Origin of the sequence: Rhizobium sp. CC-YZS058, from assembly GCF_034720595.1 — a bacterium.
Taxonomy (GTDB): Bacteria; Pseudomonadota; Alphaproteobacteria; order Rhizobiales; family Rhizobiaceae; genus Ferranicluibacter.
Genome location: NZ_JAYESJ010000001.1, coordinates 1467538 through 1494108, shown reverse-complemented (window position 1 = coordinate 1494108; position 26571 = coordinate 1467538). Strand labels below are relative to the sequence as shown.

The following is a 26571-nucleotide window of genomic DNA, read 5'->3' as shown; positions in this document are numbered from 1 at the left end:
GAAGAAGTCGCACGCGTCCGCTGCGCCCGACAGGGCGAGCCTATAAGCGAACAGCTTAGAGAGTCGATGGAGAATCGTGATTGCGGAGATCGAGCTCTCGAGGTTTCAACAACAATCGGTCCCGCCTTGCGAGGATTGCGGACCGAAGGCCTTTTCATCGCACGCGAAAGCGCCTATATCTCTCCTGCTGGTCTTCGGCTCAGCTATGGCAATAAACTGTCGGTGTAATAAACCTATTGGACCCGGGGGCGGTACCCGGCGCCTCCACCAAAAACCGGTCCGGTCCTTTTCAGACCGGCTTTTGATGGGGGCGAAATAGGATCGACAAGGGCGTAAAGATCGAACTTTTGCTCGGCATTGTACCACCGTTATCGGGCTAAAATAGTAGTTGCAAACGACAACTATGCGGAAGCTCGTCTCGCTGCCTAATGGCGGTGTGACACTTCAAATCAAGTCCTAAGGGGTCGCACTCTTGGGCGGGGTTCGAAGGCACCTGGCAACAGAAGCCTTCACTTCTCTCCCTCCCCTTGTCCGACGCTGACGCGCACGCGCCTGACCTGCCCTGCGCCTTGAAATCGTCGATCAATAATGCAAATGCTTTGTGACACGACGCAGGATGCCCGGCCTTTGCCCGGCTGCGTCCCGCACGGCATGAACAGGAAAACGGGGACCTTATGGGCCAGGATCACATCCGCTACGACATTCTGGCGCAGGATGCGCTTCGCAGCGTCATCCGGAAGGTGCTGGGTGAGGTCGCGGCCACGGGTCATCTGCCCGGCGACCATCATTTCTTCATCACCTTCCTGACCGGCGCGCCCGGCGTGCGCATTTCCCAGCATCTGAAGGCCAAATATCCTGAGCAGATGACGATCGTCGTCCAGCACCAGTTCTGGGAGCTAAAGGTGACGGACTCGTTGTTCGAGATCGGTCTTTCCTTCTCCGATACGCCGGAAAAGCTGGTGATCCCCTTCAACGCCATCCGTGGCTTCTACGATCCGTCCGTCAATTTCGAGCTCGAGTTCGACGTGGCCGCCTTCGAGGAAGAGGAGCCCGCCGGTGCCGAGGTGACCGCCTATCCGGTTGCCCCGGTCGAGCGCAGCGAAGAGACGACCGAGGCAGAGCCGAGTGCGGAGACGGATGAGGACGGCAAGAAGCCGGGTGCGTCCGTCGTCTCGCTCGACGCCTTCCGCAAGAAGAACTGATCGCAGCGATGAGCGGCGACGTCGTCAATCTCCGCCAGGCGCGCAAAAAGAAGGCGCGGGCCGAGAAGGATCGCGTCGCCGAGCAGAACCGCCTGACCCATGGCCGCACAAAGGCCGAAAAAACGCTGACCCGCACACTGAACGAGAAGGCCGCCCGCACCCTCGACCAGGGCCGGCGCGAGGGTAGCGACGGAGCCGAGGATGCGTGAGCGGCAGGCGCGCGCCTGACCGGTGCATCGCGTCCCGCAGCCGGCGTGGGAATGGCTCATCGGCCGAATGCGCCACCCCTGCCCGGCGACCGACATGCTGAAGAAACATTCCACGACCCTGCACGGCCACCGCACCAGCATCACGCTGGAGGATGCGTTCTGGCAGGAGCTGCAGCGCCTGGCCGGGCAGCGCGGCCTGCCGCTTGCCGGGTTGATCGCCGAGGTGGACGATCAGCGCCCGGACGGCACCAACCTCTCCTCCGCGCTGCGGCTTCATGTGCTTGCTGCCCTCAAGACCGAGGCCGCCTCCGCGACATCACGTCAAACCGCTTAGGTCGCGGACGCCCCATCTCGCGTCGTCGCTGCAGCTCGAGGCAGTCGCGCGCAGCCTGTGCGTTCGGGAACAACGCCCGATCAGCGTTCGACACTGACGTCCGCTATTGCGGGACGACGCCGGGCAGCCCGTTCAGCGTGGGATCCTGCGAGGGCACCGATGACGGCGCCGGCAGCGGCAGAGTAGGATTGACGAGAGGCGGGGCCAGCGTGCCGCCGCGCTCCACGCGTTCGGCCGGCGGAAGCGGGGACGTCTGGGCGCCGGACTCGGCGGCCTGCCCGGCTTCCTCCGCCGCGCGCCTGGCAGCCGCCGCACTCCTGGCAGCGGCCGCGGCAGCGCGCGCCGCTTCGCGCGCTTCGGCCGCTTTCGCCTCGGCCTCCGCCTTCGCTTGGGCAGCGGCCCGCGCGGCGGCGGCGGCCTTGGCCTCGGCGTCCTGCCGCGCCTTTTCCTCTAGAGCCTGACGTGCGGCCTGCTCGGCGGCGATCTGCCGGCGGCGTGTCTCCTCGATCTGGCGCAGCCGGTCCGCCTCGCGCAGTTCGGTCACTTCCCGGTAGAGCGCAACCTCGCGGCGCAGGCGCTGCTTTTCGAGCACATTGCCCTGCAGGATCTCGACGCGCCGCCGCTCACGCTCGAAGGCGCGCAGTGAAAGGAAGTTGACGAGATCGGCCGTGTCCAGCTTGACCGTCGGGGCCTCGATGGGGCCGGCGAAGGAGAGCATGACCTGTGGCTCCGCCCCGGCCAGGGCGGCATCGCCCGGGCGATAGGACAGTTGCAAGCTCCCGGCCAGTGTCTCTTCCGGCAGTGCGGCATCGAGGCTGGCGCTCACCGTCGCGGCCGCATCGGCCGCCGCGACATTCTGCGCCCGCAGCGTTCCGCCGGCGATCGAGAACGGCACCTCAACCGTGCCGAGCGCCGCCTCGCCGTTGAGGATCAGCGGCCGGACGAGCGGATCGATCGCGTCGGCGGTAATTTCTCCGTCCAGACCATCGGCCGCGGCGAGGATCGCCGGCAGGGCAGCGGTGTTGAGGCCCTTGATCGTCAGGCCGTTCAGCGTTGCGGAACCGGAGCCGCTCATCGATTCCGCCATCGCCCGCAGCGTCTCGCCGGAGGCTTCCAGCGCCAGGGTCAGGTCGGCCTTGCCCATTGCGACCGGGCCGCCAGCGGCTTTCCAGACCGGTCCTGAAAGATCGGCGCCCGTGACATCGAGGCGCGACTGCAGGAAACCGGAGCCGCCGCCATTGCCGAGCGACAGGCGGCCGGTGAGCTTGCCGCCGAACCATTCACCGGTCGCCTCGGTCATATCCACCTGCTCGCCGGTCCAGCTCACCTTGCTGGAGAGGTTGGAGACAGCGCCGAACAGGCCCGGCCAAAACTGCTTGGCGGTCAGATCGAGCGTCATGTTCATGTCGGGCCAGGCGGGCGCGATGATCGGCGTCGTTGGCAGGCCGCCATTCGGCGCCTCGACCGGCCCGAGCAGGCCTTCGGCCAGATAGGCGAGGTCGAGCGTATCCAGCGACAGCTGGCCGCTGCCCTCGCCCGGCTTCTGCCGGTTGAAGCTCAGCTGGCCGGTAAAGCCATTGCGGTCGGCCCGCCCTTCCAGGTTGGTGAGCGCCACCGTTTCTCCCGTAACCGTGACGTCGCTCTTCAGCGTCAGCGGCAGCCCAGTTCCCGTCTGCGGCAGGGCGATGCCCTTCACCAGCAGAAAGGGCTCGAGATCGCGGGTCTCGAGCGCAATTTTCGTCTGGCCGTTCAGGAAGTTGGCGCGCGAAAGATCCACCTCGCCGGTGGCGTTGAAGCTGCTGCGTTCGGTGTTGAACACCAGCGAGCCGTTGGCACGGTCGCCCTCCGTGCCCTGCAGCTTCAGCGAGAGCAGCCCGTTCGCATCCGTATCAAAGGGCAGCGGATCAAAGCCGGCCTGGCCGATCAGCACGAGGCTGGACGGGTTTTCGAGCGTCGCCTCCAGCAGGATCCCCTGACCCGTGGCCGCCTGGGAAAGGCTCGGCGCCTGATAGTTGATGGCAACGCGCGAGCCGCCGGCAGTGCCGATGACGCCGAAGATCACCGGTGCCGTGCCATTGTTGCCGCCGGCCGTCAGCGTCACGTCCAGCGCCGCCTTGCCGTAATAGCCGCCGCTGCCGGCCAAACGCGCGATCGCCGGATGATCCGGCGCGTGTCGGCCGATCATGGCGAAGAAATCGGTCATGTCCTCGGCGGCCAACTTCATCCGCGCGGAAATGGCGGGCGCGTCGAGCGCGCCGCTCATTCGGCCGGACAGCGCCAGCTGCGCGCCGGCGAGATCGCCGATCGCCACGCGCTCGGCCTGGAGCTGGCCGTTCTTCAGCGTCGCCACGAATTGCACGTCCCGCGCCTCCTCGCCGAGCGCCACCAGCGTCTCGGCCGAGATATCGGCAGCGATCGTATGGCCAAGAAGGGTCTGGTAGGAGGCATCGCCCGCCACCAGCCCGGTCAGTGCCTGCAGGGCTTCGAGATCGAGACGATTGCCCTTGAGCTGGATCGACAGCGTCGGCGGCACGCCGTTGAGCGACTGGCGCTCGATGCGGCCCTTGAGCGTCGCCGGGCCGGCGGCGACTTCCAGTCGTTCGAACTGCTGCAGCGTGTCCGTCAGGTTCACGGTGGCCGAGAAGCCGGCGGTGCGCAGACGGCGAATGGCCGGATCGACGGAGCCGGCGAGCCACGAGGCGAGGCCGGAAGGCTGGTTGGAAGCAAGCAGCAGATCGCCGCGGAAAGCACGCTGGCCGGTCAGGTTCAGCCGCCCCTTGGCTTCCAGCAAGGTCCGGCCGGGAAGTTGCGCCACGGCATTGTCGATCAGCCATCCAGCGCCATCCGGCCGGAAATCCAGCCGCACGTCGCGCACAGTCGTATCGCCGATGACGATGGCGGGAAGCTTCAAGCTCGCGCGACCGGGCACCTGCGGAATGGGGATCTCGGCGAGGATGTTGAGCATGGCGGACAGGCGCTGGCGCACGGAGATCGCCGGATCGCGCCCCGTCTTGCCCGCCTCGCCACGATTGCCGATGCGGCTCACATCGATCTGCTGACCATCGGCCAACAGCAGAAATTCCGGCACCTTGCCGGTGTCGAGCGTCGCTTCGCCGGTGACGAGGTAAGGATCGTCCCGCGGCCCTACTTCCAGCCGGTAGTCAGGCACGCGGATTCGTTCGTTGGTCAGCTCGAACTCGCCGTTGATGCGCAGCGCGCCCGCCTGGTCCTCGGCCTTGGCGGCCTCCGTCTTGTCCGCTGCGTTCGGCTGGTTTTCGAACAGCGTGAACCGGCCGGCATAAAGGGGGCGGAAGTCGGCGATCTTCAGTTGGCCGTCGAGATCGACGCCGAAGGGGCGCTTATCAGGCGTCAGCCGGGCGCGCAGCGGCAGGCTGCCCGCTTCGTCCGCCTCGCTGGTGGTGATGGAGAAGGCGCCGGCCTCGCCGTCGAGCGCCGCCCGGCCATCGATCCGCCAGGGGCCGGCCAGCGAGCGCGCGGCGAGATCGGCATTCAGCCCGGTCACCTGCCGGGTGCGGCCGGTCTGCTCATCGACGAAAATGATCTCGCCATCGGTCACCTCGACATTTTCCAGGACGACCGTCTTGGCGGGGATGGCGGCACGCCGGCCGCGCGCCCAGTCGAGCGTGCCATCCGGCAGAAGCTGCATGCGCGCCCGCGGCCGCTCCAGCCGCATGTCGAAGATCAGCGCCTCGCCGCTCAGAAACGGCGCGAGCTCGGCATCCATCGAGAATTTCGCGACCTGCACGAGCGGCTCGCCGCTTTCCGCCTCGCCGACCCGAACGTCGCTCAAGGTTACGGAGGGAAAGGGAATAAGCCGCGCATCGACGCTGCCATGCACGACGACCGGCTGGCCGAGAATGCGGCTCGCTTCCCGTTCGAAATCCTTGCGGAAATCCGTCCAGTCGATGAACAGCGGTGCGATCAGCGCGCCGAAGAGCGCGACCACCACCAGTCCACCGAGAATGACGAAGAGTCGAGCCAGCACCTGCCTTACGCCTTCTTCCTGACCGGGCGCGCAGGACGAGACTCACCCGACCCTGCGCCGGTCGGACGATTTCCAGACAGCCGCGCCGCAGGCGGGCACGCCTGGCCTGAACGAGAGAAGCCCGCACTGCGGGGGAAGGAGGACATCGCCGTGCTCATAGGCGGAAGATCTTGCCGGGGTTAAAGATATTCTGCGGATCGAGGCCGCGCTTCACCTGCCGCATGAGGTCGACCGCGCCACCGAGTTCGGCTTCGAGAAAGGGCATCTTGCCCTGACCGATGCCGTGTTCGCCCGTGCAGGTTCCGTCCATAGCCAGCGCCCGCGCGTTCAGCCGCTCGACAAAGGCTTCCGCCCCGGCGAGAGCAGCCGGATCGGCATCGTTGAACAACAGGCCGACGTGGAAATTGCCGTCGCCCGCATGGCCGACGATCGGGGCGATCAAGCCATGCGCGATGCTGTCCTCCTGCGTTTCCGTCACGCAATCGGCCAGCCGCGAGATCGGCACGCACACATCGGTGGAGAGGATCGCGAGACCCGGCGCCAGCGCGCGCTGCGCCCAATAGCCATTGTGGCGCGCCTTCCAGAGAGCGGCCCGCTCCTCTGCATTCGACGTCCAGCTGAAATCCGTCCCGCCCATCTCGGCCACGATCTCGCCGAAGGCTTGCGATTGCAGCGCGACGCCCTCGGGGCTCCCGTGGAACTCGACGAAGAGGGTCGGCGTCTCGGGCAGGGACAGATTGGAATAGGCGTTGGAGGCTTTCACCTGCAGGGCATCGAGCAGCTCGATGCGGGCAACGGGAATGCCGGACTGGATGGTGAGGATCACCGCATTGCAGGCGTCCGCGATCGTCGGAAAATGGCAGACGCCGCCGGCGATCATGTCCGGGATCCCATGCAGGCGGAGCGTGACGGCGGTGATGATGCCGAGCGTGCCTTCGGCGCCGACGAAGAGCCGGGTGAGGTCGTAGCCGGCCGAGGACTTGCGTGCCCGCCGCGCGGTCGTGATCTCCCGGCCGTCCCCTGTCACGACATTGAGGGCCAGCACGTTTTCCCGCATGGTGCCGTAGCGGACGGCATTGGTGCCAGAGGCGCGGGTGGAGGCCATGCCGCCGATGGAGGCATTGGCGCCGGGATCGATAGGGAAAAACAGGCCCGTCGCCCGCAGCTCGGTGTTGAGCGCCTCGCGGGTGATGCCGGGCTCCACCGTACAGTCGAGATCGCCCTGATTGACGGAGAGGACGCGGGTCATGCGGCTCATGTCGAGCGAGAGGCCGCCGGACGGGGCATTGACATGGCCTTCCAGCGAGGACCCGGTGCCGAAGGCAATCAGCGGCACCCGGTGCTCCGCCGCAACGCCGACGATGGCGCAGACATCCGCGGCGCTCTCCGGGAAGATCACGGCATCGGGAAGCTGCGCCGGAATATAGGTGGTCGAATGCGCGTGCTGACGGCGCAGCGCCTCGCCGGTTTGCAGCCGGTTGCCAAAGCGAGGAGCCAGCGCCGCGAGCGCCGCAGCAATGCCCGTCTCGTTGCGCAGGCCGGACCTGATCGCACTCAATGCCATCCGTTTCGGTGCCTTTCGTCCGCGGCCCAGTCGTCGCGGCGGACCTGCAGGAATATCAAGGCGCTACTGTAAGAACCGGAATCACTTTGTCCAGCACCTCCTGCACTGCATTCGGTTTTCGTCCCATGGATGACGCAAGGAAAACACAGCCCCGGCCCGCAAAGGAAAATGGCGGCTGACACTCCGCCCCCGCGGCTGTGCCAAACTGGGACAGCTTCGGCCCGTCCGTCTACTCGGCCGCCTGCGGCAGCGGGTGGTCCTCGAGCGTGGCGATGCGCTCCGCCTCTTCGAGTTCGCGCTGCAGTCGCCGCTCCTCGTCCACCTGCGGCTTGGTGAAGCGGGCGATGACGAGGTAGGCGACGGGCGTCAGATAAAGCGTCACCACGGTTGCCAGTCCCAGACCGCCGACCAGCACCCAGCCGAGTGCGATGCGCGCCTCCGCCCCTGCCCCGCTGGCCATGATCAGCGGCACGGCGCCGACGATGGTGGCGATCATCGTCATCATCACCGGACGCAGGCGGATGTTGGAGGCATTCTCGATCGCCTCGCGCAGTCCCTGCCCCTGGTCGCGCAGCTGGTTGGCAAATTCGACGATCAGGATCCCGTTCTTGGCCATGATGCCGACCAGCAGCACCAGGCCGATCTGGCTGTAGATGTTGAGCGTGTTGCCGGTGAGAATGATGGCGAAGACGCCGCAGGCGAGACCGAGCGGCACGGTGGACATGATGATCAGCCCGCTGATCACGCTTTCGAACTGGGCGGCCAGAACGAGGAAGATGATGACCAGCGCGAAGCCGAAGGTGATCAGGAGGCCGTTCGAATTCTCGTTCAGCGTCGCCGCCTCGGCGAGCGGGATGACGCGGGAGCCCGGCGGCAGCAGCGGCGCCGCGGTCTGTTCGGCATAGGTGAGCGCTTCGCTGAGCCCGATGCCGGGGGCAAGCCCGGCCGAAAGCGACACCGAGCGCAATTGCTGCTCGCGCTGCAGCTGCGGCGCAACCGCCTGTTCCTCGACGCTGGCGATCGACGACATGGGGACGATGCGCCCGTCGCCGGTCTTGAGATAGATGTTCTGCAGGTCGGTCGGATCGTTGATCGGATTGGTGGTCGAGAGAAGCTTGACCGGATAGGCTTCCCCTTCGACATAGACGTCGAGCACGGAGTTGCCGTCGAGCATCGCCTGCAGGGCGGAGGAGAGACCGGTGATATCGATGCCCAGATCGGAGGCGCGCTCGCGGTCGATCGTCACCGAAAGCTGGGCCTGGTTTGCCTCGTAGTTCAGCCGGACATTCTGGAACTTGCCGCTGTCTTCCATCGCGCGCACCAGCGAGGCAGCGGCGTCGCCGAGCTTCTTGTAGTCGTTGCCGACCAGCGCGATCTGCAGTCCATTGCCGGCACCGCGAATGCCAAGGCTGTTCGGCTGCACGGGGAAGACGCGGATCGACGGGATCTTGTTGGTGAGCTGGGTAATCTCCTGCGAGATCTGCTGCTGCGTGCGCGTCCGCTCCTTCCAGTCGGCAAGGGTAAGCACGATGAAGCCGCCATTGACGGAGCCCCCCTGGCCGGACACCGAATAGACATTAGCGATCTCGCCCTTGTCGACCATCGGCTGCAGGGCGTCTTCCACCCGCCGCATCTGCGCTTGCGTATAGTCGAGCGAAACCCCCTGCGGCGCCTGGATGCGCAGGAGCACGCGGGCGCGATCTTCGGTCGGCGTCAGCTCGGAGGTGATGGTGGTGAAGGCGCCGGCGCCGGCTGCCACGACCATGGCGGCGACGATGAAGACAATCAGCGGCGCGTTGAGGCAGGCGCGGAGCGTGCGGCGGTAGAAACCGGCAGCAGCCGCCCCGATCCGACCCATGATGCCGCTGTGGCCGTGTCCCTCGGCGTGGGCTTTCAACATCCGGGAAGCGAGCATCGGACAGAGCGTCAGCGCCACGAAGGCCGAAAGAAGAATGGCAAAGGCGAGGACGAATCCGAATTCGCGGAAGAGCCCGCCGGTCTGCCCGGGAAGAAAGGAGAGCGGCACGAAGACGGCGATCAGCGTTGCCGTGGTGGCGATGACGGCGAAGAACACTTCCGTCGTGCCGAGCACGGCGGCCGCCCGCGGCCCCATGCCTTCGCTTCGCCGCCGGACGATGTTTTCCAGCACCACGATCGCATCGTCCACCACCAGGCCCGTGGCGAGCACGATGGCGAGCAGCGTCAGGATGTTGATCGAGAAACCGGCGAGATAGATGGCCGCGCAGGTGCCGATCAGCGCGATCGGCATGGTCAGCGTCGGGATGAGCGTCGCCCGCCAATCGAGCAGGAAGAGGTAGATGACGATGGTGACGATCAGCACCGAGGCGACGAGCGCGATCTCCACCTCATGGATCGCGCCCTGAATGAAGACCGCGTCGTCGCTGGTGATCGTCAGCGTGGTTCCGGCCGGCAGAATCGTCTGGATCTCCGCCACCGTCGACTTCACGCCCTCGGAAATGTCCAGCGTGTTCGATTGCGCCTGGCGGATGATGCCGAGCCCGATGCCCTGCTTGCCGCCGGAGCGCAGCGCCGAGGTGCCGATATCGGGGCCCATGGTAACGGTCGCCACATCGCCGAGCCGCACATTGTCGCCAAGCAGCACCCGCTCGAATTGTTCGGGCGTCTGCAGGTCGGCGGTGGCGCGCACGGAAATATCCTGGTCGGCGCTGGTCAGCGATCCGGCGGGCACATCCAGCGAGGCGGTGGCGAGCGCCGTGCGCAAATTGGCGACGGTGAGCCCGCGCGAGGCGAGCTTCGACTGATCGACGTCGATGCGGAAGATCTTCTCCTGATCGCCGTTCAACTGCACGTCGGCCACGCCTTCGACGGCGGCCAGCCGGTCCGTCACCTCGTTTTCGGCCAGCAGCGTCAGATCTTCCATCGAGAGGAGATCGGAGGTCAGCGCCAGGCGGACGATCGGCTGGCTGTCAGCATCGGCCTTGACGATCTGCGGCGCATCGGCGGAATCCGGCAGATCGTTGGTCACGCGGCCGAGCGCGTCGCGCACGTCGTTGGACGCCTGGCCGATATCGGTGGAATCGGAAAATTGAAGCGTTACCCGGCTCTGCGCATATTGCGAGGTCGAGGAAATATCCTGGATGCCCTGCACGCGGGAAACCGCGCCTTCGATGACCGAGGTCACCTCGCGGTCGACCGTTTCCGGCGCCGCGCCTTCGAAACGGGTGTTGACGGAGACGACCGGGCGGTCGACCTCCGGCAGTTCGCGGATCTCCACGCCGTTCAGCGCGGCGAGACCAGCCACGATGATCAGGGTGTTGACCACCATGGCGAAGACGGGACGGCGAATGAAGAGCGCGGTGAAGCCCGCCTGCCCCTTCGTGCCGCCGCCATGGCTGCCGCCGCCGCTCATCGGGCGCCTCCGGCAGAAACGTCGGCCGCAGTCGCCTGCGAGACCTCCTGCTCCGGCGGAGCGGCGCGGTTGGCCATCTGCACCTTGCCGCCATTGCGAAGGCGCTGCACGCCCTCGGTAACGACGAGATCGCCCTTGGCGAGCGCGGCATCCACCAGCACCTTGTCGGAATTGCGCTGGACGATCTTGACCGGCACGCGCTCCGAGGTCTCGCCCTTGACGCGCCAGACGAAGGAGCCATCCGCGCTCCACTGAACCGAAAGGGGATTGACGGTCGGGAAGGTATCGCCGGGGAAACGGGCGGTGACCGCGAAGGACATACCGGCCCTGAGCGCATCATCGGGATTGTCCAGCTTCGCCCGGACCCGGAGCGTCCGGCTCGCCTGGTCGATGCGGTTGTCGATTGCGAAGATCTGGCCTTTCAGCGTCTGGGTCTGGGCGGCAACAGGCACGGCCTCGATCTCCTGGCCGACGCTCATCTTGTTGGCGAAGCGCTCCGGCACCCAGAAATCGACGAGGATCTGCGAACGGTCGTCGACCACGGCGATCGCGCTCGCGGTCGTGACGTAATCTCCCGGATTGACGGTGATGATGCCGACCACGCCCTTGGACGGTGCGACGATGTCCCGCCGGGTGAGATCAAGTTCGGCCATCTTCAGCGCCAGTTCTGCAGCCTGTTCGGCAAATTCCGCCTCCCGAAGCGTGGCGATCGAGACGGCATTGCCGAGGCGGCGGTTGCGCTCCACCTTGTCCTTGGCCCCCGCCAGCGCGACCTTGGCCTGGTCGACGGCGATCTTCTGCTCCTCATTGTCGAGCCGGGCGATCACCTGGCCGGCGCCCACCTTGTCGCCGGACTTGACGAGAACCTCGGCGAGATTGCCGGTCGACAGCGGGGTCACGGTGACGGAGAGAATGGCCTCGCCATTGCCGATCGCGTTCAGGCGGTCATTGACCAGCGCCGTGCCGGCGGCTTCGGTGACGACGAGCGGCGTCTGGTTGCCGCGCCCGGGATTCTGGCCACGGCCCTGATTGCCAGCTTGCCCGCCCGCCTGGCCTCGAGCCTGCCCATCGCCCTGCCCGCCCGAACGCGCCGCACCACCCTCCGGCGATGCAGGAGCAACGAGCGCCACGAGATTGGCCGGCACACCGGCAGCCACGAGCTTGGGTCCGGCTGAAGGCACGAAATGGACGAAGGCCGCACCGCCTGCCGCAAGAACGACGACACCGACAGCAAGCTGTGTCCAGATCCGCATGAAAACACTCCGTGGAAAACGGCTGGGGAGCGTAAGCCACGCCTCCTTCGCTGGGGTAAAGCCTAACCAAGGCATCCGGTTCGATCAATGCGCGAGATTCATTATTACCACTTTGTAATCTCACGGAAATTTTCACGGAACCGTGATCGCGCCATCCCCATTTGCACGGGATCGTCATGGTCGCGCCGAACTCTAGGGCGAGAGCAGCAAAGGAATGAAAGCAGAACGCATTCTGGCCTTTCCACCCCGAATCACTACATTGGGCGCCATGAGCAACGGATTTGACGATATTCCCTTCTTCGACGAAGAGCCCGTTCGGGCCGGCCGAAAGCCGCAGGAGGCGGCACCCGCCGCCCGTGCGCGGCAGGGGGACGGGCAGCATGCGCCGGCTGCCGGCGGCATCGCCGCGCGCGCCATGGCGGCGCGCTCCGGTGGACCCGGCCCCGCGGCAGACTATCTCTCGGGCCTCAACCCGGAACAGCGCGAGGCGGTGGAAACGCTGGACGGTCCTGTTCTGGTGCTGGCCGGCGCCGGCACCGGGAAGACGCGCGTGCTCACCACCCGCATTGCCCATATTCTGGAAACCGGCCGTGCCTATCCGAGCCAGATCCTGGCGGTGACCTTCACCAACAAGGCGGCGCGCGAGATGAAGGAGCGCATCGGCGTGCTCGTCGGTGGCGCGGTCGAGGGCATGCCCTGGCTCGGCACCTTCCACTCGATCGGTGTCAAGCTGTTGCGCCGCCATGCCGAGCTCGCCGGCCTGCGCTCCGACTTCACCATTCTCGACACCGATGACGTGACCCGGCTGATCAAGCAGCTGCTGCAGGCCGAGCAGATCGACGACAAGCGCTGGCCGGCCAAGCAGTTCGCCCAGATGATCGACGGCTGGAAGAACAAGGGCCTGACCCCGCCCGATATTCCGGAAGGCGACGCGCGGGCCTTCGCCAACGGCAAGGGCCGCACGCTCTACGCCGCCTACCAGGCGCGGCTGCGCAGCCTGAACGCCTGCGATTTCGGCGACCTGCTGCTGCACCCGATCGCGATCTTCCGCCAGCATCCGGACCTGCTGCGGGAGTATCATGCCCGGTTCCGCTATATCCTCGTCGACGAGTATCAGGACACCAACACCGCCCAGTATCTCTGGCTGCGCCTGCTCGCCCAGCGTTCCGCCCCGCGCCGGGACGAAGCGGGGGCGGCCCCGGCCGAAGGCCGGCAAGGCCAAGCGGCCGTCGCACCCGATGGCGCGCCCTCGCGGAGCGCGCCGCAGAGCGGCGACAGCGCGAGCGCACGGCAGGTCAACATCTGCTGCGTCGGCGATGACGACCAGTCGATCTATGGCTGGCGGGGCGCGGAGGTGGACAATATCCTGCGCTTCGAGAAGGATTTCCCGGGCGCCAAGGTCATCAAGCTCGAGCGGAACTACCGCTCCACCGCCCATATTCTCGGCGCTGCCGGCCACCTGATCGCCCATAATGAGGGCCGGCTCGGCAAGACGCTCTTCACCGAGCGGACGAGCCCGGAGGACGAGCGCGTGCAGGTTCATGCCGCATGGGACTCGGAAGAGGAGGCCCGTGCGGTCGGCGAAGAGATCGAGCAGCTGCAGCGCAAGAAGCACGCGCTGAACGATATGGCGATCCTGGTGCGCGCCTCGTTCCAGATGCGCGAGTTCGAAGACCGATTCGTCACCCTCGGCCTCAACTACCGGGTCATCGGCGGCCCGCGCTTCTACGAGCGGCTCGAGATCCGCGATGCCATGGCCTATTTCCGCCTCGTCTGCCAGGGCGCCGACGACCTCGCCTTCGAGCGGATCGTCAACACGCCGAAGCGGGGTCTCGGCGACACGACGGTGCGGCTGATCCATGACTACGCCCGCGCCCGCGACATCCCCATGCTCGCCGCCTCCGGCGAGCTGATCGAGACCGACGACATCAAGGCCAAGGCGCGCAAGTCGCTGTTCGATGTCGTGACCATGGTGCGCCGCTGGCAGGGCCTTCTGGAAACCACGCCGCATACCGAGCTCGCCGAAACGATCCTCGAGGAATCCGGCTATACCGACATGTGGAAAGCCGACAAGACGGCGGAAGCGCCGGGGCGGCTGGACAACCTGAAGGAACTGATCCGCTCCATGGAGGCCTTCGACTCCATGCGCGGCTTCCTCGAACATGTGTCGCTGGTCATGGATGCCGAGCAGAACGAGAGCCTCGACGCCGTCAACATCATGACGCTCCACTCCGCCAAGGGGCTGGAATTCGAGACCGTCTTCCTGCCCGGCTGGGAGGAAGGGCTGTTCCCGCATCAGCGCGCACTCGACGAGGGCGGTCGCGCCGGGCTCGAGGAAGAGCGGCGGCTTGCCTATGTCGGCCTGACGCGCGCCAAGCGGCGCTGCCATGTCTGGTTCGTCTCAAACCGCCGCATTCACGGCCTCTGGCAATCGACCATTCCCTCCCGCTTCCTCGACGAGCTGCCGGAGGGCCATGTCGAGGTCTCGGAGATGGACCAGAGCTATGGCGGCTATGGCGGAGGCGGCTATGGGCGCGGCGGCTACGGCCAATCGCGCTTCGACAAGGCGGCCGGCCTGTCCGAACCCTTCTCCAACACCTACCAGACGCCCGGCTGGAAACGCGCCCAGGCGAACCGCACCGACGCGACGCGCGACAATTGGGGCAATCGCTCCGGCGTGGCGGTCGAGCGGATCGGCTATGGCGAGAGCGGTCCGCGCAGCCGCACCATCGAAGGGGAACTGATCGCCAAGTCCACCACCGACGTCCCCTCCAAATTCTCCCTCGGCGACCGCGTCTTTCACATCAAATTCGGCAACGGCAACGTGGCCGCCATCGAAGGCAACAAGCTGACGATCGATTTCGACCGGGCGGGGCAGAAGCGGGTGCTGGATGGATTCGTGGAGCGCGTCTAGCCCAGCTTGAAAGGCAAGCGACGGCTCTCCCCTCATTCCGCGACCTGCAGCCAAAGTTTTGGGCGGATCGGGTGCCCGCCGGACCCGATCCCATGCACCCGCGCGCGTTCATTAACGATCCCTCAACAATAATGCCCTAAAGTTGCAGGAGAAACTGAACATGCAGCCGGAATGAGGTTCGGTTGCGGGTCTCGCCCCGGTCCATGAGGTGGCGTCGAAGGGGTTGAGTGAAGGAGCAGCGCATGACCACGATCGCCAGCAATGTTGCCTTGACCCTCCTTGCCCAGCCCTCGCCGCTTCTCGCCGCGCCGCTTCTTGCCTCGTCAAGCGCAGGCGGCGGCGCCCGCAACGCGGCAGACACGATCCTCGCCATCGTCTCCGCCGCCGCCAGCGCCGGCGAGAAACCGGCCGACGCCGCACCCGCCCCGACGGCGCGCGCGGTCGGCGGCACCGTCTCGTCCGAACTCTCCAAACCGCAGCTGAGCGCCATGGCCGCCGCCGGGTCGATGGTGACCAGCGAAACGACGATCGACCCGGCCGTCTACAGATTCGATCCGATCAAGGCGTCGGTCGAGAATGCCGAAGCGTTTATTCGCAAAGTCTCTTGGGGGATTGATCAGTTCAACGATGGGTTGAGACCCGACGACGAGATTCCTGACCGTCAATCGTTCAACCAAGTGTATATTCAGTGGGGTGAAATTCGCATTGCAAAGGGCGATGACCCTGAGAAGGTCAAGAAGGCTGTCGCCGATTTTTCCAGCGATAAGGCGTATCAGGACAAGGTTGATGCAATCAAGTTTTGGAATTCCAAACGAAAGGAACTTGCAGCGGATGCTATGGAAGGCATAGACAACATGAAGCGCCTGGTTTCGGAAGTATTCGGCGGAACAATTGACGTAGTCAAAAACGCTGACGGCCGATTAAGCCTTGCGAATATAACGATCCAAGGCAAAGATGGAGCGATTATCCTTAAATATGATAGCAAAGATGGCTTGAAGACATTCCATGGAGACGGAAGTGTCCGAACGCAGTATGCTCTGAACGAGGTCAGCCAATGCTGACCTCGCACGTCGAGTGCCTGAGCTAATCAGGTGAATGCACCAAAGTCGAATGAGGCGTTGGACAATGACTGGGCCGAGATACCGATGATCGTGATGTCGATCGTTCCGACGACGACATGCGCGTTGCCGCCAGAATTGAAGATCGTGAGATCACTGTATTCATCTGCGATGGCGGCATTGAACTTGAGACGGTCTACACCGATTTGAAAATCCTCAATCACACTTTTGTCTGCAGAAGACGTGAACTGGAAGTTGTCAGCACCCGCTCCGCCCCAAAGCTCATTATTTCCTTCTCCGCCGTCCAATGTGTCAGTCCCAAAGTCTCCGAAGAGTTTGTCGGCGCCTAAACCTCCAAGCAACCGGTCGTTTCCACCTTGACCGTAAAGATAGTCATTACCCGCGCCACCATTGAGGATATCATTCCCCGCAGCGTTATAATCCGCCGCCCATGGGTTATCCTGCGTTGTATCCCCGTACAGCGTATCGTTGCCGGCATTGCCGTTGAGCGTGTCATTGCCGCCATCACCCTCGACATACTCGCCCAGAGCCCCGCCGGTGAAGGTGTTGGCATCCTGCCGACCGTAGACCTTGGTTCCCGGCGTCATGATGACGACGCTCGAAAAGTCGATCGCGCCGCAGAAGTAGACCGGTTTGGGTCCATCCGTACCGAAATAGATGCGCTCCACGTCCTTCAGACCATTGTCGCGGATAAGAACCGCTGTCCAGTAATAGGGAAATTTTGGAGCGACATAGATTTCGTCGAAGCCCGCCCCGCCGTCGAATGTGTCCCATCCGTTCTGAATACCGCCGACGGCATAGCTCTCGGGTCCCGAAATCTGGAACACGTCATCGGACGACGAACCTTGAAACTCTTCCCAGGCGGATGTGCCGATCCAGTAGTGCCACCCGTAATAGACCGGCGGCGACCCCAGCGTCGGCCGGTCCTCCGCCCATTGCAGGCTGTCGCCGTCGGAGGCCAGGAATTGTGACGGGGCGGGGTCGGTCGTGCTGGTGGCGAGGTCGTCGGTCAGACCCTTATAGAATGCGAGTGACATTGCCTTCTCCTTTCTCAAAAGCTTGAAAACGATCGATCATGAAAAGACGCGAGACATCGGTCCGGAAAGGACCGGATGGTCCTCGCCGAAGGCTGGAGGGGGCATGAACTGAAATGCGGAACTGCGGGTGGGACGGTCGATCTAAATGCGTTCGGCGCTTTCGGCTGACCGCTGCAGCCGGGATGGCAGCCGGCAAAACGACTGATTGACCGAGCCGGAGATCCTTTAACACTCCCTCAACAATAATCTCCTAAAATTGCATGAGAAACTAAACATGCAGCCGGAATGAGGTTCGGTTGCGGGTCTCGCCCCGGTCCATGAGGTGGCGTCGAAGGGGTTGAGTAAAGGAGCAGCGCATGACCACGATCGCCAGCAATGTTGCCTTGACCCTCCTTGCCCAGCCCTCGCCGCTTCTCGCAGCGCCGCTTCTTGCCTCGTCAAGCGCAGGCGGCGACGCCCGCAGCGCGGCAGACACGATCCTCGCCATCGTCTCCGCCGCCGCCAGCGCCGGCGAGAAACCGGCCGACGCCGCACCCGCCCCGACGGCGCGCGCGGTCGGCGGCACCGTCTCGTCCGAACTCTCCAAACCGCAGCTGAGCGCCATGGCTGCCGCCGGGTCGATGGTGACGACTTACGACCCCATCGCCGCTGCCAATGGCTTTACTCCGATCAAGGCGTCGGTGGAGAATGCGGAGGCGTTCATTCGAGGCACGTCTTACGGGATAGATGATTACAATAGGGGGCTAGAGCCCGACGAACAGGCACCCACACGCGAAGAATACTTCGCTCAATACGCAGCATGGGGCGCAAAACGGCTGGCGGATGGTGAAGATCCTGTAATGGTCAAGCGGGATCTCGACTATTTCGCTACCGAAGAACAATTTCAGTCAGCACGAGAATGGGTGGAAGTCCGAAATTCTTCGCGGCACAAGTTAGCCGAACTCGGCCATGACCTTCTTGTTGCCGGGCAAGAGAGAATTGCCGAAGTCTTCGGCGTGAAACTTCCAATCAGCTTTGACGAACATGGCCGTGCATCCATCGGTAGTTTCGAGCTGCGTTACGGCAATGGCAATCTGATGCTGCAATATGACCCGAAAGCTGGGCTGAAGACGTATCATGAAGATGGGACCCTTCGCAGCAGCTATGCGAAAGACAAGGTCAGCTATCTCTAATGATAACCAAGGCCCATGCGTCACCACGCATGGGCCGCTTCTCAAACATAAACGCCGAAATCGAACATGGAGCTATTGACGGCGGACGCTCTGATACCAGCCAGCGTGATATCGACTGTGCCGATCACGACATGGGCGTTTCCGCTTGCATCGCTACTGATCGTAAGCTGGCTGAACCCGCTGGCGATTTTCGTATCAACTCTTATGCGGTCGATACCGACCTCAAAATCTCTGACGGTGCTCTGATCACTCCCGTAGAGGATCTGAAAGAAGTCAGCACCCGCACCACCATAGAGTTCGTTCTTCCCAGCTCCCCCAACTAGCTTGTCGGCGCCAGAGCCGCCATACATCGTGTCATTGCCAGCCCCCCCAGAGAGCCAGTCATCTCCGCCTTGCCCGTAAAGAGTGTCATCGCCGACATCTCCCCGCAGGATATCATTCCCCGCAGCGTTATAATCCGCCGCCCATGGGTTATCCTGCGTTGTATCCCCGTACAGCGTATCGTTCCCGGCATTGCCGTTGAGCGTGTCATTGCCGCCATCACCCTCGACATACTCGCCCAGAGCCCCGCCGGTGAAGGTGTTGGCATCCTGCCGACCGTAGACCTTGGTTCCCGGCGTCATGATGACGACGCTCGAAAAGTCGATCGCGCCGCAGAAGTAGACCGGTTTGGGTCCACTGGTGCCGAAATAGATGCGCTCCACGTCCTTCAGACCATTGTCGCGGATGAGAATCGCTGTCCAGTACCAGCCGTACTTCGGAGCGACATAGATCTCATCAAACCCGGCTCCGCCATCGAACGTGTCCCAACCGTTTTGAACGCCGCCGTATCCTTCGTATCCTGCGAGCTGGAAGATATCGTCTCCGGTCGAGCCTACGAACTCCTCGTTGGCCCAGCTGCCGATCCAGTAATGATAGCCATAGTACCAAGGCGGCGACCCCAGCGTCGGCCGGTCCTCCGCCCATTGCAGGCTGTCGCCGTCGGAGGCCAGGAATTGTGACGGGGCGGGGTCGGTCGTGCTGGTGGCGAGGTCGTCGGTCGGACCCTTATAGAATGCGAGTGACATTGCCTTCTCCTTTCCCAAAAGCTTGAAAACGATCGATCATGAAAAGACGCGAGACATCGGTCCGGAAAGGACCGGATGGTCCTCGCCGAAGGCTGGAGGGGGCATGAACTGAAATGCGGAACTGCGGGTGGGACGGTCGATCTAAATGCGTTCGGCGCTTTCGGCTGACTGCTGCAGCCGGGACGGCAGAACCTTCGCGCTGTCAAAGACGGCACCAAACGCGACCACCACCCGATGCGAGCATGGTCACGAGTCCTACACCTTCTTTCAGAAGATGTAAATTAGATATCCATATTATTAAAGGTTGTGTCTGGTTGCGCGCGAGGCAGCCTCGCCGGCTCTGTGCTCGAGCGGGGGCCAGTGAGCCCCTCACCCGTTCCGCGAAAACAGAGACGCCAGCGTCTTGGCCGGACGTGAGAAGCCACCCTTCATGCTGGTCACGATGACCATCTGCTTGATTTCGCCGCGCTTGAAGGCTGCGAGAAATTTCGGGTAGTTGGCGAAGGCGACGCAGCCGTGGCTGTCGCCGCGCTTGCGCAGCAGGTAGCTATGGGCGAGCAGACCGACGCGGCCATGCGGGGCGATGCCATCGACCGGGGTCAGGCGCACGGCTTCCACGCCGTGGAAGAGGGATTCGCGCATGGTGACCTTGTAGGTGCCGGGCGGCGTCGGGCCCTTCATCGGCACATGCACATATTTCGGGTTGTCGCGCATGGCGCCGATGCCGGAATGAGCTTCGAGCTTCTCGCCGTTCGGCATGTAGACGACGCCTGCGGAAATATCATAGACCGCGACGCCCTTGCTTCTGCCGAAGAGCGGGCGGGCGATGGGCGCATCGTCCTCATCCTCGTCCATCGAGACATCGGGCTTGGCATAGGCGAGCAGGGTGCGCTTGGCCGGCTTGGCGCGGGCGGGCGGAGCGAGTTCGGCCTCCGCTTCCGCGGCGATGGTGACGCCGGGGCGCGTCATCGGAAGGGGCCCGAGGTCGGGCAGCCGCTCGGCCGTTTCGTCATCGGACAGGACGAGGCTGAAGGGCTTCGGCAGCCCGCCGGTCACGGTTCTGTCAGGCTCCACCATGGCGTTTTCGCGCAGCGGCACGGTGATGCCGCCGGTATCGCGCGCGGCAAGGCCGGCGATCGCCTGGGCGGGCCGCAGCGTCCTTGCGGCGCCTTCAGCCGAGGGAAGGCCCGGCATCGGCGGCAGAGGCTGCACCGGGGTCGCGGCGGCAAGGGTGATGGCCGGCCGGGCGAGCGCCACGCGCACGGCGCTTGCGCGCGCCGTCAGTTGCCGGGGCGCGGCGGCATCGGCCACCGCCATCAGCGGCGTTTTGACGAGACGGGAAAACTTGGCGAGATGGACCGTGCGGTCGGCACGCACTGTCCGCGGGATCGCGTTGAGCTTCAACGAGGTTTCGAAACGCGGCAGGCCCGGTTCGGAAACAGCGCTGCCCATGCCGTGCATGGTGGCGAGCGTGGCCAGCATCCAGCCGCCGAAGAGCAGGCTCGCGCCGAGTCCCCCTGCCAGGATCACGGCCTTGGAGAACGAGGACCCCTGGCGGCGCGTGTGGCCGATCGGGAAGGAACTGGTAGTCTCGACTGCAAGCGCCATGGAAGCCTGTTACCCAAAGACAGTTACGCTATCCGGCGGCAAGATCACGCTATGCCGTCAGAGCCGGGAGTTTGGGTCGCCAGGCGCCGGAAAGTTGTTGCGCGCTTAAGACCATGCCGGCTTGTTCAAACAATGGCAAAACATGGTAACCATTTCCTTTACGAGCCGAACATGACGTTCGCGGCGCTTTCGATCGTGCGCCACCGCACGGAAAAGCCGCCCCATTGAGGAGCGGCTTTCAGGAAACCTGGCAATTGTGAGCGGAATACGGCGTCAGCCGTCGATGCGGCGGATCGTGCTGCGCTCGGCAAAGAAGAAGGGGCGAAGACGAACGCCCAGCACATTGCCGGCAAAGGCAGCAAGCGCCCAGACATAGCCATGCAGGCTGCCGGAGGCGATGCCGGAGAAATAGGCGCCGATGTTGCAGCCATAGGCAATGCGCGCGCCATAGCCGAGCATCAGCCCGCCGACGACGGCGGCCAGAATGGAGCGCAGCGGGATATCGAGGCTCGGCGCGAAGCGTCCGGCAAGCGCGGCCGCCAGCATGGCTCCGGCGATCAGGCCGAAATCCATGATCGAGGTGATATCGGCAAAGACGCTTTCGGACAGCGCCTTGGCATTGGCCGGCGTCTGCCAATAGGCCCAGGACGCAGGATCAAAGCCGATTGCCGCCGCTCCCTTGGCGCCCCAGAGCGCGAAAGCCGAGGTGATGCCCCAGGGCCGGCCGGCCAAGGCCAGCGTGGCGAAGTTGAGGAGCGCCAGCGCCAGCGCGCCCCAGACCAGCGGCCAGGGACCGCGCAGCAGACGGGACACACCCTGACGCGGCGCCGGCGGCGCCTGTTCCAGCGCGCCGTTGCGGCGCGTCTCGACAAGCACGGTCAGGCCGGCGATCGCGGCGAAGAGGGCCAGGCTGATGGCGATGCCGCCCACGGCCCCGAACTGCGTCAGCGAGACCGGCGGCAGGGCCGGCAGGCTGGTCCAGAAATCGAAATGCTGGGTGGCGACCACGGAGCCGATGATGAAGAACAGCAGCGTGACCAGCATGCGCGCATTGCCGCCACCGGCCGTGAACAGCGTGCCGGAGGCGCAACCGCCGCCGAGCTGCATGCCGACGCCGAAAAGGAAGGCGCCGAACACGACACCGATGCCGGCCGGCGACACCGAGCCCTTGACCGGATTGCCGAACAGCGTGCCATCGACCAGAGGCGGAAAGAACAGGATGACGGCGACGGCAAGCAGCAGCATCTGCACGCGCAAGCCCCTGCCGCGGCCTTCGGCGATGAAGACCCGCCAGGCCGAGGTGAAGCCGAAGGCGGCGTGGTAGAGCGCGATGCCGAGCGCGCCGCCGACCAGGAAGAGCGCACCATGGGCCGGACCATAGGCAAGGCCGAGCGCCAGCGTCCCGATCGCCAGCACGGCAAGCGACACGAGGCCGGGAACGCCGAGCGGCGGCAGGCCCGAGGTCGAGCCGAAAGAAGGAGAAAGAGCGGACATGAAAGCCTCCGTATGTTGAGGCTTACTTAGTGTCTCTCCCCTGCTGTTCCGAGGAACCATATTCCAAGGCTTGGACGAAGACCGGAATAACTGACCCCCTCCGGTCCTTCGCAGGACCACTGCAGGCCGAGAAAATTCCCGTCCTGCCTTGTGCAGCGCGCCAGCGCTCTTATGTCCATCATACGTTTCTCATATCCCGCCCCTGATGGAGCCCGAACAATGATGCCTTTCCGCCTGACTGTCCTGTCCGCCACCTGCGGGATCCTCGGCGCGTTCCTTGCCGCGGCCCTGCCGGCCCGTGCCGAAACGGTGGGCGAGGTCGGCGTCGACTGGATGGGCAACGATATTCTGGTGGACGCGCTGACGGACCCCAAGATCGAAGGCGTCACCTGCCATGTCACCTATTTCGACCGCGGCGTGCTCGACCGGCTGAAAAACGGCAACTGGTTCGAGGATCCCTCCAACAACTCGATCGCCTGCCGGCAGACCGGGCCGGTGGTGATCGGCGATATCGATCTTTCCAAGGAGGGCGAGGAGGTGTTCCGCGAGGGGCGCTCGCTCATCTGGAAGGCGCTGGTCGTCAACCGGATCTATGACCGCAAGAACAACACGCTGATCTATCTCGCCCATTCCCGCCAGATCACCGAGGGTTCGGCCAAGATGTCGATTTCGACCGTGCCGCTCTTCAATCAGAACGCCGTCTGGAAAAACGGCGCACCGCAATGATGCGCCGGGGAGGCGCGGTCAGACCGCGCTGCGCGCCTCTTCAAGGACGGTGTCGGACGTGATGATCGCAATTCCTGCATCGGCCATCTCGTCACGGGCAGCGGCGACGCCGGCCGGATCGATGCCGCGGCTTGCATCCTCGATGAAGCGGATTTCGGCTTCGGGCAGCATGGCCTTCGCATCGAGCGCGGAAAACTTCACGCAGTAGTCGGTCGCCAGGCCGCAAAGGTCGAGCCGCGTCACGCCCCGCGCACGCAGATAGTCCGACAGGCCGGTCAGCGCGCTCCGGTCGTTGTCGCGAAAGGCGGAGTAGCTGTCGACCCGTGGATCGAGGCCCTTCTGCTGCACATGGTCGATGCGGGCGGTGTCGAGATCGGGATGGAAGGCGGCATCCTCCGTTCCCTGCACACAATGGTCCGGCCACATCATCTGCGGCTTGCCGTTGAGCACGCCCATGTCGAAGGGTGCCTTGCCGGGATGCTGCGAGGCGAAGCTGCCGTGATCGGCGGGGTGCCAGTCCTGCGAGGCGACGACCAGATCGTAGCCGCCCTCTTTCATCAGGCGATTGGCGACCTCCACCACGGCATCGCCCTCCGGCACGGCCAGGTGGCCGCCAGGGCAGAAACCGGTCTGGATATCGACAAGCAACAGGCATTTCATCGGCACGCTCTCCCCGAATGATCGAGGCGACCATAGACCGCGGCGGCGCGAAGGCCAACCGGCCTTCGCACTGCGTTACCCCTTCGCTTGGCCGCTAGTCTCAGGCAGCCTGGGCCAGTTCGTCGGCGATCACCGTATCGAGGTTCAGGAAGCAGACCATGGTCTTTTCGAGCGCGACGATCCCGCGGCAGAAAGCGCGCTGCGCTTCCGGAATGATCTCCGGCGCCGGCTGCAGGTCCTCGCCGCGAATGGTCATCATGTCCGAGACCTGCTCGACCAGCAGGCCGACCAGCTTGCCATTGATGTCGGTGACAATGATGGCCGAACGCTCGGAGGGCTCGGTCATGTTCATACCCAGCCGGCAGGCCATGTCGATGACCGGGATCACCGCACCGCGCAGGTTGATGAGGCCGAGAACATAGGCCGGCGTGTGCGGCATCGGCGTCACCGGCGCCCAGCCGCGAATTTCGCGGATGGCCATGATGTCGATGCAGAACTCCTGCTCGCCGAGGTGGAAGGAGACGATCTCCATTGCGGAGCCGGATTGTTTGATGGCGGATGTCATGGTCAGAACTCTTCCCAGTTTTCTTCGGAATGGGCGGGGGCCGCATGCGGTTTGGCGGAGCTTGCCGTCTGCGGGGCGGAGGTGGAAAAGGCGCCTGAGAGTTTCCCCATCAGGGCTTTGGCGGGAGACGGCGCCGGCCGGCTGGCGCGGCTGGCGGGCTTGATGGCGGGACGTGCAGCCGCCGCTGCTGCCGGCTTGCGAACCGGCGCGGCAGGCGCCTGGGACCGCTCGACGGGCTTATCGCTGAAGCTGCCGCCCTGCTGGCTGTTGCCGTGCGGGTGGCTGCTGCCTTGGTGGACGGTGCGCTGGCTGAGGCTTGCCTGCTCGCCGATGCGAAAATGGGCGATCGCCTCCACCAGGCCATCGCTGTCCTGCGCGAGGATCTGGCTGGCGGCCGTCGTCTGTTCGACCATGGCGGCGTTCTGCTGGGTCATCTGGTCCAGCTGGCCGATGGCGCTGTTGATTTCGCTCAAGCCTGTCGATTGTTCGCGCGCCGAGACGAGGATTTCAGACATATGGCTATGGATTCGCTCGACATCGGCGCCGATCCGGCCGAGCGCGGCGCCCGTTGCCTGCACCAGGCGGACGCCGGTTTCCACCTCGCCGGACGAGCGTCCGACCAGGCCCTTGATATCCTTTGCGGCCATGGCGGCCCGCTGGGCGAGCTCGCGCACCTCCTGCGCGACGACGGCGAAGCCCTTGCCCGCCTCGCCCGCCCGCGCCGCTTCCACGCCGGCATTGAGCGCCAGCAGGTTGGTCTGGAAGGCGATCTCGTCGATCACGTTGATGATCTTGCCGATCTCGGCGGATGCATTCTCGATGCGGGCCATGGCGTCGATCGCCTCGCCGACGATGCGGCCGGACTCGGCGGCGTTGGCCTTGGTCTCGCCCACCATATGGCTCGCCTCTTCCGCCCGGTCGGCGGAGCTGCGCACGGTCGTGGTAATCTGGTTCAGCGCGGCCGAGGTTTCCTCCAGCGAGGCGGCCTGCTGTTCCGTGCGGCGGCCGAGCTCGTTGGCGGCGGTACGCATCTGCTGGCCGTTCGCCTGGATCGAACCGGCATTCTCGCGCACTTTCGCCATCAGGAACGTCAGGCGATCGAGCGCCTGATTGTAGTCGAGCCGCAGCGACTCCAGATCGGCGCGGAAGGGTTCGGAGAGCGAGACGGTCAGGTTGCCCTCGGCCAGCCGCTTCAGCCCGGCGCCGAGCGCGGAAACGGCACCCGCCACTTCGCGGGCATTGGCCTCGGCCGCAGCCTCGCGGGCCGAATGGGTGCTTTCGCTTTCGCGTCGCGCCTCGGCGGCACTGCGCTCAAGATCCGCCTTCTCGACTGCGGCGTCGCGGAATTGCTCAATGGCGCGCGCCATCTCGCCGATTTCGTCGCCGCGGCCCACGGCGGGAATCGCGCTCGTGTAATCGCCGGACAGGATGCGGCGCATGCTGTCACGCAGGCCGGTGATGCCCTTGCGGATGACGGCGCCGTGGTTGAGCGTCAGGCCGAGCATGACGATCATGGCCACGCCGGCGCAGACGAGCTGCAGCCAGAGGGCGCGTGTCGACAGCACGTCTGCCTCCCGCATGCTGTCGGCCGCGACATGATGGGCGCGGTCGGCGAGCTGTCCCAGCCGCTCGACAAGACGCGAGCCGGCTTCGTCCACCCGGTCGTCGAGCGCCATGATCGCCTCGTCCTGCCGGGCTTCGATGAGCCTTGGAAGCTCCGTGGCGACGCCGGTGACGATGATCCCGACATCCTGATCGAGGCCCTGTCCGAGCTCCGGCGCGCCGAGCTCAGCGGCGACAGCCGCGATCTTGCTCAAGCCTGCCTGCAGTTCGGCGACACTCTCGTCGGTTTCCTTCTTCAATTCGGGCGAGACCGTGCCGCTTGCGCGGTCGACCATGGCATCCATGCCGGCCAGAAGCAGCCGGAGATTGGCATCGCGCATGGCCAGGGCATCGGCCATGCTTTGTTCGGCGGCGGCTGCCGCGGCCACGGCATGGCTGGCGGAGCGGTTGAGGACCCAGCCGGTGCCGATGACGGCGCCGAACCCCAGGAGGGCGGCGATGGCGAGGGTTCCAAGACGGAAGGAAATGGTCATGCTGCGCTTCGGAGACGATGTGGACATCGATGCTGTTTTCCGGAAAGACAATTCGCAGGATCATCGTGGCGAAGGGCTGACATCATGCCGGCCCGGACGAGCGGCTTTCCCATGAACCCCCTGCATTGCCGCCGCCCCCCCGCTTCGGGTGACGCGCCACGCCAAGGCCCTTCAAGGCTGGATGTCGTCCCACA

At 64.8% G+C, this 26571-nt stretch carries 18 protein-coding genes and 1 other RNA gene; 8 read left to right on the top strand and 11 right to left on the bottom strand.

The window, feature by feature from the left end:
• The first annotated feature begins 147 nt into the window (after positions 1 to 147).
• The 4 genes from ssrA (at position 148) to U8330_RS07085 (ending at position 1745) form a co-directional block, all read left to right on the top strand.
• Positions 148 to 514, top strand: a transfer-messenger RNA (tmRNA) gene (ssrA, locus tag U8330_RS07100).
• A 160-nt stretch (positions 515 to 674) separates the two neighbouring features.
• Complete coding sequence (locus U8330_RS07095) at positions 675 to 1202, top strand: SspB family protein (protein ID WP_323104469.1); 528 nt, start codon at positions 675 to 677, stop codon at positions 1200 to 1202.
• Between the two features lie 8 nt (positions 1203 to 1210).
• Positions 1211 to 1411 (top strand): DUF4169 family protein, encoded by a 201-nt coding sequence (locus U8330_RS07090; protein WP_323104468.1) that lies wholly within the window; start codon positions 1211 to 1213, stop codon positions 1409 to 1411.
• Positions 1412 to 1505: 94 nt separating this feature from the next.
• Complete coding sequence (locus U8330_RS07085; protein ID WP_323104467.1) at positions 1506 to 1745, top strand: ribbon-helix-helix domain-containing protein; 240 nt, start codon at positions 1506 to 1508, stop codon at positions 1743 to 1745.
• A gap of 103 nt (positions 1746 to 1848) precedes the next feature.
• On the opposite strand, the gene U8330_RS07080 is transcribed toward U8330_RS07085, so the two are convergent.
• From U8330_RS07080 to U8330_RS07065, 4 genes are all read right to left on the bottom strand, one after another.
• Entirely contained in the window at positions 1849 to 5751 is a 3903-nt protein-coding gene (locus U8330_RS07080; RefSeq protein ID WP_323104466.1) for an AsmA-like C-terminal region-containing protein, read from the bottom strand.
• Between the two features lie 154 nt (positions 5752 to 5905).
• A complete protein-coding gene (locus U8330_RS07075; protein ID WP_323104465.1) occupies positions 5906 to 7315 on the bottom strand; it encodes an FAD-binding oxidoreductase in 1410 nt (469 codons plus the stop codon).
• 229 nt (positions 7316 to 7544) lie between these two features.
• Complete coding sequence (locus tag U8330_RS07070; protein WP_323104464.1) at positions 7545 to 10706, bottom strand: efflux RND transporter permease subunit; 3162 nt, start codon at positions 10704 to 10706, stop codon at positions 7545 to 7547.
• Positions 10703 to 11959, bottom strand: a complete 1257-nt coding sequence (locus tag U8330_RS07065) for an efflux RND transporter periplasmic adaptor subunit (protein WP_323104463.1) — start codon at positions 11957 to 11959, stop codon at positions 10703 to 10705. Before U8330_RS07065 ends, U8330_RS07070 begins: the two co-directional genes overlap by 4 nt.
• A 268-nt stretch (positions 11960 to 12227) precedes the next feature.
• Here U8330_RS07065 and U8330_RS07060 point away from each other — a divergent pair, with 268 nt between their 5' ends.
• Together U8330_RS07060 and U8330_RS07055 are read left to right on the top strand one after the other, a co-directional pair.
• Positions 12228 to 14873 (top strand): ATP-dependent helicase, encoded by a 2646-nt coding sequence (locus U8330_RS07060; RefSeq protein ID WP_323104462.1) that lies wholly within the window; start codon positions 12228 to 12230, stop codon positions 14871 to 14873.
• A gap of 242 nt (positions 14874 to 15115) precedes the next feature.
• The gene (locus U8330_RS07055; protein ID WP_323104461.1) at positions 15116 to 15934 is read left to right on the top strand and encodes a hypothetical protein; all 819 of its coding nucleotides are present in this window, start codon (positions 15116 to 15118) and stop codon (positions 15932 to 15934) included.
• A gap of 26 nt (positions 15935 to 15960) precedes the next feature.
• On the opposite strand, the gene U8330_RS07050 is transcribed toward U8330_RS07055, so the two are convergent.
• Positions 15961 to 16989, bottom strand: a complete 1029-nt coding sequence (locus U8330_RS07050) for a calcium-binding protein (RefSeq protein ID WP_323104460.1) — start codon at positions 16987 to 16989, stop codon at positions 15961 to 15963.
• Positions 16990 to 17345: 356 nt separating this feature from the next.
• Here U8330_RS07050 and U8330_RS07045 point away from each other — a divergent pair, with 356 nt between their 5' ends.
• On the top strand, positions 17346 to 18161 hold the full coding sequence (locus U8330_RS07045; RefSeq protein WP_323104459.1) for a hypothetical protein: 816 nt from the start codon (positions 17346 to 17348) through the stop codon (positions 18159 to 18161).
• A gap of 41 nt (positions 18162 to 18202) precedes the next feature.
• On the opposite strand, the gene U8330_RS07040 is transcribed toward U8330_RS07045, so the two are convergent.
• From U8330_RS07040 to U8330_RS07030, 3 genes are all read right to left on the bottom strand, one after another.
• Positions 18203 to 19228, bottom strand: coding sequence for a hypothetical protein (locus U8330_RS07040; RefSeq protein WP_323104458.1), 1026 nt, complete (start codon positions 19226 to 19228; stop codon positions 18203 to 18205).
• 369 nt (positions 19229 to 19597) lie between these two features.
• Positions 19598 to 20836, bottom strand: a complete 1239-nt coding sequence (locus U8330_RS07035) for a DUF2778 domain-containing protein (RefSeq protein ID WP_323104457.1) — start codon at positions 20834 to 20836, stop codon at positions 19598 to 19600.
• Positions 20837 to 21109: 273 nt separating this feature from the next.
• Entirely contained in the window at positions 21110 to 22330 is a 1221-nt protein-coding gene (locus tag U8330_RS07030; RefSeq protein ID WP_323104456.1) for a YeeE/YedE family protein, read from the bottom strand.
• Positions 22331 to 22549: 219 nt separating this feature from the next.
• On the opposite strand from U8330_RS07030, the gene U8330_RS07025 reads away from it, so the two are divergent.
• Positions 22550 to 23056, top strand: coding sequence for a CreA family protein (locus U8330_RS07025; RefSeq protein ID WP_416236828.1), 507 nt, complete (start codon positions 22550 to 22552; stop codon positions 23054 to 23056).
• Between the two features lie 18 nt (positions 23057 to 23074).
• Here U8330_RS07025 and pncA read toward each other — a convergent pair whose 3' ends face one another.
• From pncA to U8330_RS07010, 3 genes are all read right to left on the bottom strand, one after another.
• Positions 23075 to 23716: a bifunctional nicotinamidase/pyrazinamidase gene (pncA, locus tag U8330_RS07020; protein WP_323104455.1), complete on the bottom strand. Its 642-nt coding sequence runs from the start codon at positions 23714 to 23716 to the stop codon at positions 23075 to 23077.
• A gap of 100 nt (positions 23717 to 23816) precedes the next feature.
• Positions 23817 to 24281: a chemotaxis protein CheW gene (locus tag U8330_RS07015; RefSeq protein ID WP_323104454.1), complete on the bottom strand. Its 465-nt coding sequence runs from the start codon at positions 24279 to 24281 to the stop codon at positions 23817 to 23819.
• A gap of 2 nt (positions 24282 to 24283) precedes the next feature.
• Entirely contained in the window at positions 24284 to 26377 is a 2094-nt protein-coding gene (locus U8330_RS07010) for a methyl-accepting chemotaxis protein (protein WP_323104452.1), read from the bottom strand.
• Positions 26378 to 26571 lie beyond the last annotated feature (194 nt).